17 protein-coding genes and 1 tRNA gene are annotated in these 16,206 nt (G+C 51.1%); 8 read left to right on the top strand and 10 right to left on the bottom strand.

All coding sequences use genetic code 11. The features are described 5' to 3' along the window. Positions 1-48: 48 nt before the first annotated feature. Both QZ408_RS00870 and QZ408_RS00875 read right to left on the bottom strand, forming a co-directional pair. Positions 49-411, bottom strand: a complete 363-nt coding sequence (locus tag QZ408_RS00870; RefSeq protein ID WP_292488886.1) for a DUF3467 domain-containing protein — start codon at positions 409-411, stop codon at positions 49-51. A 2-nt stretch (positions 412-413) separates the two neighbouring features. Next, positions 414-914, bottom strand: a complete 501-nt coding sequence (locus tag QZ408_RS00875) for a hypothetical protein (RefSeq protein ID WP_292488888.1) — start codon at positions 912-914, stop codon at positions 414-416. Between the two features lie 474 nt (positions 915-1,388). On the opposite strand from QZ408_RS00875, the gene QZ408_RS14795 reads away from it, so the two are divergent. Continuing rightward, the gene (locus QZ408_RS14795) at positions 1,389-1,670 is read left to right on the top strand and encodes a DUF2085 domain-containing protein (protein WP_365995273.1); all 282 of its coding nucleotides are present in this window, start codon (positions 1,389-1,391) and stop codon (positions 1,668-1,670) included. Between the two features lie 331 nt (positions 1,671-2,001). Then, positions 2,002-2,400, top strand: a complete 399-nt coding sequence (locus tag QZ408_RS00885; RefSeq protein ID WP_292488892.1) for a hypothetical protein — start codon at positions 2,002-2,004, stop codon at positions 2,398-2,400. 331 nt (positions 2,401-2,731) lie between these two features. Here the strand turns inward: QZ408_RS00885 and QZ408_RS00890 are convergent, their stop codons facing one another. Continuing rightward, positions 2,732-3,259: a hypothetical protein gene (locus QZ408_RS00890; protein WP_292488893.1), complete on the bottom strand. Its 528-nt coding sequence runs from the start codon at positions 3,257-3,259 to the stop codon at positions 2,732-2,734. A gap of 377 nt (positions 3,260-3,636) precedes the next feature. Between QZ408_RS00890 and QZ408_RS00895 the strand changes: the two genes are divergently transcribed. Both QZ408_RS00895 and QZ408_RS00900 read left to right on the top strand, forming a co-directional pair. Next, positions 3,637-3,993, top strand: coding sequence for a hypothetical protein (locus QZ408_RS00895; protein WP_292488895.1), 357 nt, complete (start codon positions 3,637-3,639; stop codon positions 3,991-3,993). 36 nt (positions 3,994-4,029) lie between these two features. Next, a complete protein-coding gene (locus QZ408_RS00900; RefSeq protein ID WP_292488896.1) occupies positions 4,030-5,043 on the top strand; it encodes a HEAT repeat domain-containing protein in 1,014 nt (337 codons plus the stop codon). Positions 5,044-5,296: 253 nt separating this feature from the next. Here the strand turns inward: QZ408_RS00900 and QZ408_RS00905 are convergent, their stop codons facing one another. Then, positions 5,297-5,758, bottom strand: a complete 462-nt coding sequence (locus QZ408_RS00905) for a transposase (RefSeq protein WP_365995336.1) — start codon at positions 5,756-5,758, stop codon at positions 5,297-5,299. A gap of 1,036 nt (positions 5,759-6,794) precedes the next feature. Between QZ408_RS00905 and QZ408_RS00910 the strand changes: the two genes are divergently transcribed. The 4 genes from QZ408_RS00910 to QZ408_RS00925 all read left to right on the top strand — a co-directional run bounded on the left by QZ408_RS00910 (position 6,795) and on the right by QZ408_RS00925 (position 10,050). Continuing rightward, complete coding sequence (locus QZ408_RS00910) at positions 6,795-7,115, top strand: hypothetical protein (protein ID WP_292488898.1); 321 nt, start codon at positions 6,795-6,797, stop codon at positions 7,113-7,115. A 176-nt stretch (positions 7,116-7,291) separates the two neighbouring features. Further along, entirely contained in the window at positions 7,292-8,770 is a 1,479-nt protein-coding gene (istA, locus tag QZ408_RS00915; RefSeq protein ID WP_292488900.1) for an IS21 family transposase, read from the top strand. Further along, a complete protein-coding gene (gene istB, locus QZ408_RS00920) occupies positions 8,770-9,519 on the top strand; it encodes an IS21-like element helper ATPase IstB (protein ID WP_292488902.1) in 750 nt (249 codons plus the stop codon). The genes istA and istB overlap by 1 nt, the downstream gene beginning before the upstream one ends. Before the next feature lie 72 nt (positions 9,520-9,591). Next, a complete protein-coding gene (locus tag QZ408_RS00925; protein ID WP_292488904.1) occupies positions 9,592-10,050 on the top strand; it encodes a hypothetical protein in 459 nt (152 codons plus the stop codon). Between the two features lie 13 nt (positions 10,051-10,063). Here QZ408_RS00925 and QZ408_RS00930 read toward each other — a convergent pair whose 3' ends face one another. The 6 genes from QZ408_RS00930 to ilvE all read right to left on the bottom strand — a co-directional run bounded on the left by QZ408_RS00930 (position 10,064) and on the right by ilvE (position 16,010). Beyond that, entirely contained in the window at positions 10,064-11,218 is a 1,155-nt protein-coding gene (locus QZ408_RS00930) for an ORC1-type DNA replication protein (RefSeq protein WP_292488906.1), read from the bottom strand. Positions 11,219-11,331: 113 nt separating this feature from the next. Next, complete coding sequence (locus tag QZ408_RS00935; RefSeq protein ID WP_292488908.1) at positions 11,332-12,027, bottom strand: hypothetical protein; 696 nt, start codon at positions 12,025-12,027, stop codon at positions 11,332-11,334. Between the two features lie 235 nt (positions 12,028-12,262). Beyond that, entirely contained in the window at positions 12,263-13,492 is a 1,230-nt protein-coding gene (locus QZ408_RS00940; protein WP_292488910.1) for a site-specific integrase, read from the bottom strand. Between the two features lie 63 nt (positions 13,493-13,555). Beyond that, positions 13,556-13,628 (bottom strand) — tRNA-Glu (locus QZ408_RS00945). Between the two features lie 164 nt (positions 13,629-13,792). Continuing rightward, on the bottom strand, positions 13,793-14,983 hold the full coding sequence (locus QZ408_RS00950; protein WP_292488911.1) for a nitrogenase component 1: 1,191 nt from the start codon (positions 14,981-14,983) through the stop codon (positions 13,793-13,795). 157 nt (positions 14,984-15,140) lie between these two features. Next, entirely contained in the window at positions 15,141-16,010 is an 870-nt protein-coding gene (ilvE, locus tag QZ408_RS00955; protein WP_292488913.1) for a branched-chain-amino-acid transaminase, read from the bottom strand. Positions 16,011-16,206 lie beyond the last annotated feature (196 nt).

Here is a 16,206-nt window from a genome sequence, read left to right on the forward strand (position 1 = left end):
AATGCAATCAGCAGGCAACGCACAGGAACTCTATACGGGCCGTTTTTCTTACTTCCGCTCAACTTTTGTTGAGGATGCTCTCACCTCCAGGCCCCCGGGGACGTACTTCTCCATGCCTTCCTCCGTATGCACCCTCTCAAGAATCCCGCTTAGCGCTTCAGCGAGTTTCTGTGCGGCAGCGTGCGACATGTAGACGCGTGTCCCGTTTACCAGCGCTCTCCCCTCCCGGCGGACGCCGGGCATCTCCAGGAAGTCGATGCAGACATCTCTGTGCGCTACCTGCACATACGCAAGGTTTGAGTAGGAACTGTGCGTGATGTCCAGCTGCAGCTCCTCCGGCTCGAACCGATAGAGTTTGCGGAGATCGACGGCGGCTGCTCCGTCTTTTGTCTCATTCTGCTCCTCCCCCATGGTTACGCCCCCACGGAGAAGATCGAATACTTTGACTCTGCCTCCCGTGCAGAGCAATCTTCTCCCGTTGTCCATTCGCCGGCATAGTTCGTCGCGACTGCAAGCGGTTCCGCCTTTGCCCTGAGCGATCTGTTGTAGTAGTCCTGGATCGCTGTGTTCATGCAGTCCGTCCCGTCCCGATCGTCGATCATGGCATAGGCCAGCAGGGAGAGAGCAATGAACTTCTTCGACTCGACGACGACTCGATAGACCGGATGCTGGGCGTCACTGGACACGTTCTCGATCAGTCCGAGTCTGACGAGCACCCTGAGCGCCTCTCTGATGCTGGGGGCCTTTTTGCCTGTCATCTCCTCAAGGTACCCGGGTCGATAGTCCATCGTCGGATCGGCGACGATCTCTTCGACGACCTGAGCGAGAACGGTATTCCCGAATAAGCCGCCATACGGTTTGTCCAGGAATTCTTCGAGTTCTCCAGGAAGTTCCGGCAGTTTCTTCCCTGACATAATCATCCCTCCAACTGCAGCACCCGTGCTCCCATCAGGAGCGCTATGGGTGCTCTCACTGGTAGTAAGCAGTAGTGAGTGATGGTAAAAAAATGTTCTGATACAGAATTTATTCTTTCAGTTTGGTCCAGTGCCGGTGATGGGGCACTTCGAGGTCGTAGTATGTCATCCATTGATCCGCCCACACGGGCTTTTCAAGTTTGATGACTTTGTCCCCACCGCCGGCACGGTATAGGCGAATGTAATCCTGTCCGATTGAGTCGACAAATTCTCTCGCCTCAAAGCCGTTCTCTCTGCACTTTCGCTGCGATCTGGTTTTGACCCCTGTGATCGATTATCAGTCATATGTTAGAGCACGATCCCATATTTTAATAACCCTGTCTCAACCGCTTCCAATAATTTACAGCTTGTGCCACGATCCCCAATATTAGAAACACAATTACTATTCCACCAATCCAATCGTCTGGAATCGGAGTGTACCTTACAAGTACCCAAGCTAACGCAACAGCTGCGATAAACGTTCCAACAATTCCAGGTATCTGGCTTGGATATTTGCTCGGCGCAAGTATATTCACTTTGAATTTTCGGATTTCCCCCCAAGTGTCAATATTTATGCTATTTCCAATGTTGATGGATGGATTTAGCCAAAATTTTGGATTTCGCGAGAGCAATAACATATTAAGAATAATAACAGGGATACTGTTCGGCACAGGTTTCGCATCATTCATGCTTGCCGCTATTGTATATGGGATATAGATCACTGCAAAGCGGTAAAACAATTCATTTACTCAGAAGATAAGTGTAACTAATCCTAACCTGCTTTACTGCCCTGCGAAAGTTTCGAAATCTTATTATGATCGTATAAAATAAGGGTTTACCTAAGCAGCCAGATTGACTTTTAGGGTTGCGGGAGGAACTTTAAATGCAAATGAGACGTGCACTAAACGCTATATTAGTTTTCCTTGTTGCCCTTACGTTAGTACTAGTATGTGGTTGCAGTTCATCAAGCGAGGCATATTCGAGCTCGCCAAACTCTCCACCTGTGACACAATCACCCACAACCACTATATCTCAAACTGAGACTGTTGTGACTAAAGACTTTGAAAAAATGGCTTTAACAATCAATGATCTGCCCCACGGTTGGATTAAAGAGGGTACTCCGGTGGTAACCGACACTAAGTACGAAGCGGAATTTATCTATCCCAGCTCAAATGCTGTCCTACTAACAGTTTCAATGGAACGCTATGCGACCATTGATGCGGCAAAAGAGGAACTCAATTTAAGGAAAAACAAAGTAACTGAAGTAAGAGTGGATACATTAAAGATTGGTAACGAAGGTTTCGGTTTCCAGGAACCGGCCTATACCTCTGTTGTGTTTAGAAATCGAAACATAATTGTCTCGGTGAATACCAATACATATCCAGCATATTCGATTTATACATTACAACCATACGCGAAGCTTATAAACAGTAGAATAAATGAATAATCCCTTTTTTTAGTTGATACTTCTCCAAAATCTCAAAAGAAATATTAGGAATTAGAAAATAGTGCTACATGCAAACCTAGATTCATTATTGGACAAAGGACATGGCGGTGAATTCAGTGATCTGTCGGGAAGAGCAAAATATTGGATTCGTTCATCGCTATGTGTTAACACATAACGAGTATAGTTGTATCTATCAATGATTTTTATTCTGTTTTAAAATTTAGTTGGATACGGCGATTTTTGAATACGACTCGTTATGAATCATCGGAGTATAGGGATCCTGAAAAGGGGAGATCGTGATCGAGGTTTTCCACAGGGACGGTGATCACTATTATTTTTCTGATAACCAAAATGCGAACAAACCCTCATCTATCATTGTTCTCCCATCTGGGAGGAATACTTCCAAATCGTATCCTAACGGTACCAACTGCTCATAAGGATTACCGCTTTCTGATTTTATTTTATCAACATCAATAATATTTTTTGCAATTCGAATACATAGTTTTCCTTCGCAACTTGCCATACTCTCGCCCTTAAATTCTCCTATATTAAGGCCTTTATACTTTGCAAAAACCTCTCCACGTTTTTCGACTCTGTAGATTTTCACAGCCCAAGGAAAATCTGTTGATTCAATGGGAATTTCCTTATGATCGGCTGTTTTAAAATTAACATCTATAGTTACACCGTCATCCCATTTCCCATATGTCAATATATACTCTGCATCACTTATTGAGAAATGGGGTGCAATATCTTTGCCGTCTGTTTTTTCCGCTATGGAACCTTTTTCTGCTGTGGAAGCGCACCCTGCGGATAATAATAGGATAATCAATATAATACAAGCAATTGATCTATAGCACATAGGCTACTCTTTACAATGGACAAAATTAAATATTTCGATATAATTACTTCCATAACTGTTTTGAAGCATGCTTTCAGACTCCAGAACGTATCCGCATGACCGATCTGTTTGTATTTAGTCACGCCGGTGTGGGAGCTCGATCGAGCTTTATAACTCACTTTGCAAACCCTGAATGGGGTTGATGAGATATTTTGGTTGCCGGACAGAAGAGCATAATAATAGTTTATTATGCGTTAAAACACATTAAACGGCCACGTTCCGAAACTAGGTCGTTAACTATCCAATGAAATAGTCTTTGTCGTGCCAACAATTAAAGAAGACTTTATATTCGGATTTAACTTATCATGCACAATGCGGGGAGGCATGAAAGGATGATTGTGCACCAGATTAAGTCGATGGTGAAACCCGGTACGGTTATTCCAAAACCAGATGCAAAGTCAGACTTCGTTATCAAAGGTTGGGGCAAACGTCGTGGTGAAGATGCTCTGATCTACTACATACCCAATCATCAAAACCCCAATAAGCCATACCAAAAAGGAATCACAGTGTCCGAATGGGAACAAGCATTCTATGAATTGATGGAGACGGGTTCGTTCGGCAGAGAGTGGTTCAATGAGTACATGGAACCGTGCATGAAAGAAGGCGGATGCAACTTCACAACGATTGGCGGTATATTTGAACTGCTTGGCATTGCACAATATGAACGTGGAAATTACCGAAGGTTGCAACAGTAATCCACCCTAAGACACCCAAGGAATGTGGAGATTTTGATGGACGATGCATCGCTCGAATTGTTAATTGAGGCATTGAATGATCCAGACTTCCGCAAGCGTAATGCAGCCATAAAGACTATTGTCGATCTAAACGAACATCGGGCGATCAAACCACTGATTGATGCGTTACGTATCGAAGATCACGGTACTCAACGTTTAGCCGTTAATGCACTTGGGGAAATTGGAGATATAACTGCAATAGAAGCCTTATCAAGCATTGCAAAAGCTGGGAAGTACCTGCAGTTAGTTCAACGATCAATAGAGCAGATCTTACTACGTAACATAACATCGGAATTGGAGAGACCGCCTATTGACGATTGGAGGAGGCAACTTGAGGATTACAGCAATCAACATAACGCCAACAAAAAGCGAATTGAAACGCTAAGCTGTGCAAAAAGTGATATTGGACAGCAGATTAGAGATTTGTTGGTTTCTGATTTAAAACGAAAGGCCCAACCACTCATCTGTGCGCAAGATTTGATTGACGAGTATCAATTTTTGTGTCAGTTATATGATGCGCTGATCCAGCGATACGAAAACAAATTATACCAATTGAAAGAGAGGCTTTTTGATTTAATTCCGAGATTTGTTAAGACATATGTAAAGGGAAGGATTCAACAAAGTACTGTGCACCGCATAAATTTTAGTCGCACTCATATGGACGAGTATAAAGATCTCATCACCAATTGCGGTGTTATTGAAAACGCGGTGGCGAGAGAACTGATTAAAGATCGAACTAAAATGATTATAGCCGATATTTCAAAAATACGATATACATTAGAATGCACACCGATGAACGATGATGCGATAGTTATAGTAGGTGTGCTTTTTGATAAGATAAAGACGCTTAACGAAGAATTAAGTTGCATATTCGAGACAGATCGTAGCCTCGTCGAGAAAATAACCTATCTTCATTCAAGACTGAATTGGTATCAATCTAAGGATTTACAGGATCGGGAATGGTATGAAGAGAATAAGCAATATCTGCGCCATACAACATCAAAGTACTGATATAATTAATATCCAGCAACCTTGAGGCCATCCCAATATTCTCCTGATCATGACGCTACATGCCAAGTGAATCAATCCCGTGAATGAGCGCTCATATCGCTCCTATCGGTGAGTGATCATCTTGAACGCCTCAGTCCAACTGAAGAACCGTTCTACTGCACTGTGCTTCTTGTTTGTAGAGTTTCGGATCGAATTAGATAGGTCTTCTTTGCTTCAGGTGTTTCCGGGATCTCTGATTGACCGAGATTGTTCTTTATTCTTCGTTTCCAATTGTACTGGCGAATTTCTTGGGTGTCATAGCTGCATCTATGGAGATGATTGCAGGATGCTCTTGCATTTCGGGAATCTCAAACGCTTCGAAGGTTTGCTCATAGAGTCGGGAATCGTGGACGTTGGCAGGGGAAGTTGACAGGCAGGGGGAAGGCCGTTTCGATTGATCAGAGCACTCGATTTGTTCCAATTTACTTTTTATAGCCTCATGGCCTGTCGATCCCTTTTTTTCGCCGAGATATCCTTCGTATCCGTAGTACAACGGGAGAGATCGATTTTTTATCTCGTACCTGGGCCGGAGTAGGTCGAGGAAGATCGCCTGGTACACTCCTTTCTCACAGAGTTTGAGGTGGTACCGGCGAACCGTTGATTTCATACCCTCGTTCGCTGGTACAGCGAACCAGGTACACCCGGTCGTGAGAACGTACAGGATACCGTTGAACAGCCCACTGGGTCACACCGCGGTCGGCCGTCGGCCAAGATGTGGCTTCATTGATGGGAGGGATTTCTGAACAATCTCCCTGAGATCATCTTCGATTTCTTGAAATGCACCACTCTCAGATTTTATTTGAGTGATCTCATGTTTTTAGGACTACCCCTAGGACAATCACTATGACATGGGATCCATCCGGTCTCTGATGTCAGCCGCCCTTATGAACACGAGGTGTGATGCCACGATTCCGATAATTGCCATTATGCCCGCAATTGAGATGACAATTTTCCGGCCCGCCGGTACATAGAATGACTGGTGTGGATCGGCTACCATGATGGGCTTCCCACTGGCCGCGGCCCCCATTAACTCGACTGCTTGACCAACTAAGTTGCTTCCCACAACATTCGCATCTACCCCCAGCTTTCCTAAATGCCTGTTCTATTTCCTCAGGAGTAAATTCATAGCCATTCGCCATAAACAAATCACCTGAATTCAAATTTTCCTGATATTACGATAAAGCTTTCTTTGACTAGATCTTATGTGCTAACGACGAAGATGATCTTCTCTTTTTCGTTTTTGAGTTATCACATAATAGAAAATAAAAAGTCTAGGATATATTTATCAATCTCACCTTGTCTTTACTAACAGAGTTTAATCACAATGAACGCATAATCAGAAATCAGTGTATTCAAAAAGAGCCCAAGAAGATAATGGAATAAGTCAAAAACAGAATGCTGCTAAGGAGTTTTCCCGATCGGAGATAGATTCTGCTTCCGATTTGGTTTTTGTCCGTATTGCTGATCTGTAATATGTCGCCAAAAGAGAAAAATTTGGTAATGTCCTAAAATAGCATACTTTATATTGGATCACGTCGTATCACCTTCTTGTGATCTCGATGGCCAGACCGCGTGGACGTATCGATGTCGTCTGTCAAAACCCTGCCTGTCACTATTATCGTCGGGAAGAAGGAAAAGACATTGTTAAACGCGGGAAAGACGTAAAAACGTCCCGGCAACGCTACTATTGCAAGCATTGCAAGAAGTTCTTTATGGAAACGAAAGGCACTCTCCTCTTCAGGAAGCACCTTTCAGAGGCTGAGATCCTTACGATTTGTAAGCACTTTGTTGAAAAGAATGGCATTCGGAGTATTGAACGGCTTACCGGCCACCACAGGGATACCATCGGGAACCTCCTGACCGCCGTTGCAGAACATGCGACCCAGATGAATGACATCCTTATCCGGGAGTTAGAATTGACCCCGGTTGAATGTGATGAGTTCTGGACGTTCGTAAAAAAAAAGAAAAACATGTTGTCAACAACGGCTCAGAATCAGATTTCGCAGGTGATGCATGGGTCTACACGAGCATAAAGCGAGGCACCTATTTCCTCATTGCCGCTGCGGTCGGGAAACACACCCAGGAGACATGTGTTTTCGCTCATCATAAACTGATCCACTTTTCCCCAAAACGCTCACCATAAATTGATCCACCCTATACCCCCTCCTGCTCCATTCTTGGATCTGGAGGGACCCAGTAGGTGAAATCGATGAGCGATATCCAACGCATTGTAGAACTCTATAATCTCCATGGATCCAAGCGACGAGTCGCCAGGGAACTCAAGATCTCCAGGAATACCGTATCCCAGTATCTCCAGCGGGTTCAGGATGTCAAGGACGGCGTCGAAGAGACAATTCTTCCCAAGGACCGTCAGATTCAGCGTCCCTGCACTGCCCTCACCCCCGAGATCCGAGAACAGATCCACTCGATCCTGGAGAAGAATGCTGACCTCCCGAAGAAACAACGATGGAACGGACAGAAAATCTGGAATCATCTCGTCACCGAAGGCTATACCATCAGTTATAGCACCGTCAAGCGAGAGATCGCTTCCTGGAAACGCCAGTATGGCCATCGTGATGTCTACATCGCTCAGGAAACGGATCCCGGGTGCCGCGCAGAATTTGACTTTGGCAAAACGGATCTCCAGATCAGTGCCCGCTGGGGCAAGTATCCCATGGCCTCCATGGTGCTCAACAACTCTCTGTATCGGTTTTCCTATCTTTACCATCGTGAGACCTTTCTTGAGATTATTGATGCTCACATCCGGTTCTTTAACGAGATCGATGGCGTACCGGAGACCATCTTCTATGACAATATGGCTGCCATCATCAATCCCCGAACCAAAGAGTGGAATCCCCGGTTTCTTGATTTTTCTCTCCATTATGGGTTTGAATCACATGCCTGTAATGCCCGGTCCCCGCACGAGAAAGGAACCGATGAACAGACGGTTGGCTACGTGAGACGGCGGGCGTTCAGTGAGCGAACCGCGTTCTCATCTCTGGAGGAAGCAAACCAGTACCTGGCAGCAACGGTCAACGAGATCAATGATGGTTTCGTGTATCGTCGTTCGTTGCCTCCCAGTCAAGGACTCCTTCACGAGCAAGAAACATTTGCTCCTCTGCCTGCTCTTGAATTTTCAACGTATCAATCCCGTTCCGCCAGGATCTCAAAATACTCGCACGTTGTCTTCGAGTCAAACTACTATTCGGTGCCGGATACGTATCCCGGGAATTATGTCACCCTGAACTACTCTCCCGACACCGTTGAGCTGGTCGGTGGCAATGAGTTGCTTGCACGCCACAAACGCCGATTCGGAAAAGGAGAACTGGCCTACGACCTCATGCACTTTCTCAAAACCTTTTCACGAAAACCAGGTGTCCTCCAGCATTCCCGGGTATTCCGGCAGTTAGACGAAGCAATTCAGCACCTGCTCCATCAGCACTATGCCGGGAGACACAAAGACTTCCTGCCGATCCTCTCGCTGTTCCGCGAAACATCGGAAAAGGAACTCGTTGCCGCGATCCGACTCCTGGAAGATCATGGCATGGTTCCTACCTATGAGACCCTGCGCTGCGTCATCATGCACCAGGCCGCTCAGCTGCCGGACACCCCGCTTCCTCTGGACCGTATCATCATAGAGGAACCGAATTTCTCTCACTATGATGGCTATCTCCGGGGTGTTCTCTGATGCCTGCCGCAATTGAAGATCTCTGTCATACCCTGCGTCTCTCGGGGCTTGCTGCGGCAGTACGGGAACTTGAACCGGGTCCGTGCTCCGAGGAGATTTTGGGGTTTCTCCTTCGTGCTCTGGAGTCTGAATACGAGTTGAGATTAGCACGAAAACGGTTGAATGCCATCCGAATAGCGGGGTTTCCCACAATGAAGCGATTTGATGAGGTGGTGGTTGATCTGTTGCCGGACGATGGACGAGCGTATCTTTCGGTTCTGAACCAGTTACAGTTCGTCGAAGAGCATCAGAATATCCTGATGATCGGGAACTCGGGAACCGGAAAGACCCATCTTGCGATCGCCACGGGGGTCCTGGCCTGTGAACAGGGGTATCGGGTGATGTTCAAGACGACGGCGGGACTCGTCAACGAACTGGTTGAAGCAAAACAGGAGCGGCGGCTGACGTATCTTCTCCGGCAGTTGAAACGAGTGGATCTCCTGATCCTGGATGAATTGGGGTATATTACCTTTGACCTGGCAGGAGCGGAACTGCTCTTCCAGTTGCTTGCGTCCCGGTATGAGGCCGCGAGCACGATGATAACGTCAAACCTGGTGTTCTCTGAGTGGGGGAAGATCTTTCATGACAAGGCACTGACGGCTGCTTTGCTTGACCGGATCACGCATCGAGCCCTTGTCCTGAACATGACAGGAACCAGTTTCCGCCAGCGGGGATCACCAAAGGATTCATCAGCGAGAAGACAAAAGTGATAGCTAAGGTGGATCAGTTTTAGGTGAGCCAAGTGGATCAAAATTAAATGAGCGAAAACAACATGCGATCATATGATGGATCAACTCTATGAACGGATCGCGTTGCCGTATCCCGACGAAAAACTTGTTATCTACTCAGATGGGAACAATCAATACGAGGAGGCCCTAAACGACCGTTATGCATCCCCCTGTGTGAATTATGGCCAAAGTATAAAGATTCGGAAGCAGGGTAAAGTCATTGAGAAGCTGAAACGCATAGTCATCGGATCACCGGATCTCTCTGAGATCGAAACGACTGATATCGAAAATTCAAATGGCATCTTCCGAGAACGGATCGGTCGCCTCGTCCGAAAAACAAAGTGTTTCTCAAAACTGAAATGCCGGTTAGAAGCAGCGGTGGCAGTATTCCAGTTCTACTGGAACTTCATGAAGGAAATGGATGGAAAATCAACACCTGGAATGGTTGAAGGCATTATTGACCGGAGGATCACGTGGAGCGTATTTTTTCATACGGTTATTAAGTATGATTAATTAGGACACTACCTTATGCCGCGCTGGTTTTCCCGATCCTTTCGCAGGCGGCGAGCACCTGATCGGGGGCGAAGCGGAGCAGGATCTCCCGGGTCCGTCCCCGGTCGGTGCGGAGCGGCAGGTCGACGAGACCCGCTTCCTCGAGCCGCTTCAACCGTGTCCGGTAGGTCGTCACTCCGTTCGGGATATACTCCTGCGTCGCCTCGAAGACCGCTCCTGACGTCATGGTCGCATCGGTCTTCTGCGCCATCTCCGCGATCCGGTAGAGCAGGGCACGTTCGCCCTCGTTCAGGTCCGCGGCCCGCTTCTGCAGGGTGGGCGTGATGATCGACCGGGAGGCGTCCATCACGTCTTTTCGGGTGACGGTCCGGCGCCCGGCGCCCTCCGCGTTCTCGGCCGCCGTCCGGACGAGGTCGATCCCGACCCGGATGTCCTGCTCCTTTGCGGTGAGGTCCGCGATGAGGTTCGCGCTCGCCTTCGGCACCACGTTCGGGTACAGCCCCTGCCGGATCCGGTCGCCGAGGATCTCCTGGATCTCCGACTTTGCGTACGGCGAGAAGAAGACCTCGGTCGGGTGGAAGACCGACCGGACACGCTCGTCGACCGCGGTGTAGAGGTTCAGGCGGAGGTCGCTGGAGATGGCGAAGACGCCGGGCTTCCTGACATCCCACGCCTCGTAGAGGCGGAGGATCCGGTAGAGGAGATCGTTGAGCTGCCGGGCTTCGTGCAGGTAGTTGGCGTCGTCCAGGCAGACGAGCAACGCGGCCTCCCGTTCGCCGAGGCGTTTTGCCGCCACCCGCACGACCTCGTCGAGGTGCTTGCCGGTCGCCGGGGGCGCGTAGCCGACGACCGCCTCAAAGATGCACGCGAAGACGGCGAACGGCGTCCGTTGCTGCTTGCAGTTGATGTAGACCGGGGCGATCTGCTGTGTCGTCTCCTCGATCTCGGCAAACAGCCGGCGGACGGTGGTGGTCTTCCCCGTCCCCGGCGGTCCGCGGAGGATCGCGCTCCTCGGACTGCCGCTCCGGAGGGCCGGCCGGGCGAGGAGGGCGAGTTCACGGATCTGGGCGTCGCGGTGGTGGAGCTCGTCGGGCATGTAGGTGAACTCGAAGACCTCGTGGTCCCGGAAGAGCGTCTGGTCGTAGCGAAGGGTTTCTCTCTGCCTCATAGGTAAGCGATCAGGAAACGGGGGTATATGAACCCGCGCCGCGGGCGGGGTGAAAGTGAAAGCGGGAACTTCAGGGTGCGTTATCGAAGGTGTAATGTGAGAATATCAAACGGTTATGATAAACATCCGGGCTTATTTGTCAGATTTTCTAGATCTTCTACATCCTCAAAATCGTAGTTTTCTCTGGAAGTATTTCTCAGCCAAGGATAATCTATGCGTCTTCTAACAACTGCAGTGAACCGGATTTGATCCCCTTGTTTCACAGGGAAAACATCTTTAATAGTACCAGGAATCGATCCGTAAGATGTGATTCGGTTCCCTTGGGTATCACTTATATCTTTCAGTAGGATACTTGGCCCAAGATCTATGTTTACCTCATACGCAAAGTAGGTCCCACTAATGGACGTTCTTTGTCCTTCGGTAAATATTCTAGAGGACGTTCTTTGTCCTTCAGTAAGGATTCTAGAGGACGTTCTTTGTCCTTTAGTCAGGATGGCCAGATTCTGGATATCCTTAAGTCCGTAGTCTGAACTTTCTTCGTCCTCTTTATTTTGCCGATAATCCCTACTATATTTATACACCAATGCAGTAAACCGGATTATATCTCCTTCATCCAAATCAGCCATCTTTTTGATAGATGGATTATCATGAATCCAAATATGATCCGCAATTAGTTCTTCAGTTCCATACTTTACATCCTGCAATAGAATCCTTCCATTGGGTCCAGTTTCTAGGCATCTCTCATAGAAGGCAAAAGTGGCTTTAAAGGGCATTCTATTACCCTCATTGCATGCTAAAGCGATCCTCATATCAAACCTCTTCGGAGTGCAGGAAGTCTGCCATTTAACGATTGAGATCTATATCGTTAAATGAGAAAATCCATTTATATAACACTTCACATTTCGGTTCCCTCTGTGAATCACCTTCACATATTCCTTCCACAGAGTTCTTGCCACTCTTCTACTGTCAGGCAAGATCGCCTTTTGATTATACCTAATAAATGAGGAGATGGTGAGGGTTGTCCCTAGGGATAAGAAGTGAGCATCAGAGCTCACCCTTCCGCTTCTTCTCCTCGATCAACTCGTTGAGCAGTTTCCTCACGAGCTCCGGGTTCTCGAGCACGTCCTTGCCCATCGCCTCCTGCACATCCTCCCTGTCGTCGGTGAACGACCGACCGCAGGTGATGCAGTAGTTCGCACGTGGGGCGTTGATGGTCTTGCAATCGGGGCACTGCACCGGTTCCAGGTACCGCTCCTCCGCTTCCTCCTGCTGGATGAGGCCGTACTTCCCGAGAACTTCTCTGTCGATGTCCTGGCCGGTGAGGTGGGCGTAGGTTGCAAACATATCGGTGTTCAGGTTCCCCCACATCATCAGCTTGATGACCGACTCCTTCATCCCCTGGTTGATGAGGTGCGTGATCCGCGAGTGCCGGAAGATGTGCGGGGTGATCTTCTTGGTGATGCCGGCCCGTTTTGCGATTTTATGAAACTGCTGATAGACGGTGGCATGCTGAAGCGGCTTTTTCCGGTAGGTAATGAAGACCAGGGCGTCGCCGGCGGGTTCAAAGGGGTAGTCGTTTCTCCAGGTCGCGAGATAGGGGGTGGCCATGACCAGCCGCACATAGCGCTGGGTGTGGCACTTGGTGTCCTCGACGGAAACCACTATCCCGTAGGCGTCGAACTGCACGCGCTGCCAGGTGAGTCGGCCGAGTTCGCCGATGCGGCACCCGGACTCGTAGAGGAGTGCGATGATCGCCCGGTCGCGTGAGGACTGGCAGGCCCGCAGGAGCGCTTCGATCTCTTCCGGCGTGAGCATCTGATCCGGGAGTTTGGTGCAGCGGTCTACCCGCGGTGGCCGAATCTTCCGGACTTTCTTTTCTGGAACGTCCGAATATCCGTTTTCGATCAGCCAGAGGTAGAACCGTTTGAGAAACATGACGTAGTCGTGCAGGGTGTTCTGTTTGAACGGTCTGCCACGCTGGTTTTTAGCTTCCTTGATGGTAGCTATGGCCGAGAAGAGATCGCCGGTGGTCGCTGTCCGGTACGGGCAGATGTAGAGGCGCCAGTTGATCAGGTGCGATACGATCTTGTTCACCCTGCTCAGGGTGATCCCGTGCGATGCCTGGAGTTCGGTCACGAACTCGTTGATGAGGTTGGCGTCGTCGCGAGTGAGTGTGCCTTTGGCCAATGCTTTCTGGACGGCTGTGCTGGCAAAGGTTCTATCGATGCGATGGAACCCTCTGTCGGTTTGGGTCGGTGCTGTGAACGCTCCCATGCAAGGGAGGTCGGAACGGGGATATATAAACATTTGGCGACAGATTCGAGCCTGAAAACAAGATGCTGCTATGGGGATTCGAACCCCAGTCGTCGGCGTGAAAGGCCGACATGATTGGCCCCTACACTATAGCAGCCCATGCGATGTGCCATACAACTTGGACGTGAGCGGATAAAAAAGTTGTGCCGGATGGAACCGGGCGGATTCAGTCCGTGGCCCGTCTCCCCCCGTTCCCCCGGGCAGCCGGCGGCGGCGCCGGCCGGCGGGTCCTCCCGGACCGGGAGCATGCCGGAGCCCTGTCTATCCGCCGGGGCGGCGGGGTTTTTGCTTCCCGAGCGCCGTGATGAGGTGCTCTGCGCCGGCAAACCCGAGCGTCCTCTGGCTGCCGTGCATCATGTCCAGGTGCTCGATCCCGAGCGATGCGGCGAGAGACTTCTCAAGCATGCCGCCGAAGACCAGGTCGATCCGGCAGGCCTTGAGCCTCTCGCGGATCTCTTCCTGCTCCGGCTCGATCAGGATCTCGCACTCCGGGCCGGCAAGGTCCTGCAGCCGTTTGAGGGTATCCGAGTCGAAGTCCACGACGATGAGAGACGGCGCAAGGCCGAGCTCCGCAAGGAAGAGGGTCATGGAGATCGCCCGCGTCGGCCCGCTGACGATCGCCACCCGCCGGCCGGCGAGGACCGCGCGGCAGGCGCCGGCGGTGCCGGGGCCCTCCTCCGCGTAGCGTGGAAGCCCGAGGGATGCGGCGACGCGGTCGAGAAACCGGACGGTGGCGGCGTCCCCGATGGGGATGTCGGCGATGATGAACGGGGTGCCGCAGATCCGCTCGAGCAACTCCGCGGCCGCCTTCCCCGCCGGTTCGCAGACGACGACGTTGAGCGCCGCAGAGCCCAGGCGTTCGAGGTCTTCGACCGTTGTGTCGGCGGTAAGCACCGCGTTGACCCGGACGCCGACGAGCTCGAGGATGCGCACGAGCTCCCGCAGGTCCGGTCCGCCCCGGAGAAGGCCTATCAGGTTGACGGACCGCTCCGTGACCTCGCACGGCTCCCGGACGAACTCCTCGACGAGCCGGCAGAGGGTCTCGCTGTAGCCCGTCCGGAAATCGCCCTCAAACCCCCCGGCCTCGATCCCGACGACCCGTGCACCGGTCGAAGCAGCCTTCACCGCGGCGGCAATATCCTCGCCGATGACACTTGAGACGCAACAGGAGAGGACCGCGATGAGGTCGGGCCGCAGGTTCGCATCCAGTTCTTCGATCGCCTCTTTGAGTTTCTCTTCGGCGCCGAATATGACGTCGTGCTCGTCAAGGCACGTCGAGTAAATCTCGGACGGGCGATCGCCCCGCATCCCGAGGATGTAGTTGATATGGTAGACGCAGCCCTTCGGCCCGTGCACGAGCACCACGCACCGTTTGATGGTCGCGAGCGCCTTAATCGCACCGAAGAGTTTGCATGTCGCCCGGGGGATCTTCACTGCCCTGGTGGTCTTCATAAGATACCCTTCATCGGTTGGGTCCGACCCCGGCCTCACCGCATGGGGCAGGAAGCGGACATCCCGATCTTGCCCTGCATACTACTTATACATCTGCGAGGAGCCGCAGGATCGAAAAAGGATCGGAAAAAAGATGTCTGCCGGGAGACTCCCGTCCTCACCCGTAGACCGGCGACCCTTCCTTCTGGGTGACCGCCTTGAAGGCCGCCATCAGCTGCCGGGTGATGGGGCCGGGCTTGCCGTTCCCGATGACGCGCCCATCGATCTCACGGATCGGCGCGACCTCCGCCGCGGTCCCCGTGACGAAGACCTCGTCCGCCGCATAGAGGTCGTAGTAGCCCAGGTTCCGCTCAAGCAGGGTGATCCCCATCGACTGCGCGATCTCGAGCACGACGGCCCGCGTGATCCCGCGCAGGTTGTTCAAGGTCGGCGGGGTGATGATGGCGCCGTTCTTGACGACGAAGATGTTGTCCCCCGATCCCTCGGATATGTAACCGTGGGTGTCAAAGAAGATCGCCTCATCGACGCCCATGTGGTTCGCCTCGATCTTTGCGAGGATGTTGTTTAGGTAGTTGAGACTCTTGACGTTCGGCGGCATCGACTCCGCCGGGGTGCGCCTGACCGAGACGCAGATCGCCCGGAGGCCCTTCTCGTAGAGGTCGCCGTACATCGCGCCCCACGTGACGGCGACGACGATGACCGTCGGGGTCTTGCACTTCCGGGGATCGAGGCCGAGGTCGCCCTTGCCCCGGGTCACGATCGGGCGGATGTAGGCATCCTTTAAGTTGTTCCGCCGCAGCGTCTCCTTGATGGCCTCGGCCATCTCCTCTTTTGAGATCGGGACGGCAAGGTCGATCGTCTTTGCCGAGTCGTAGAGCCGTGCGAGATGCTCGTCAAGACGGAAGACCCTTCCGTTGTAGGCGCGGATCCCCTCGAAAACGCCGTCGCCGTAGAGGAGGCCGTGGTCGAAGACCGAGACCTTCGCCTCCTCCTCCGGGACGTATCTGCCGTCAAGATAAATGATCATGGAATTAGTGTGGTAGCGGTTCGTTAGTATGCTTTGCGTTTCATGCCGCCGGGCGCCCTGAGACGGCCGGGAACGCGGGTAGTGCCCTACGAAACAACTGGTCATCTGAGATCCCATCCTGATGTTCCCGCTTGCATGCAATCCGGGGCACGGCTTTCCCCTGGGTATCGCCATGACTGCCCCCGCCCCTTGAGGG

The sequence above is a fragment of the Methanoculleus sp. 10 genome (assembly GCF_913757945.1).
Taxonomy (GTDB): Archaea; Halobacteriota; Methanomicrobia; order Methanomicrobiales; family Methanoculleaceae; genus Methanoculleus.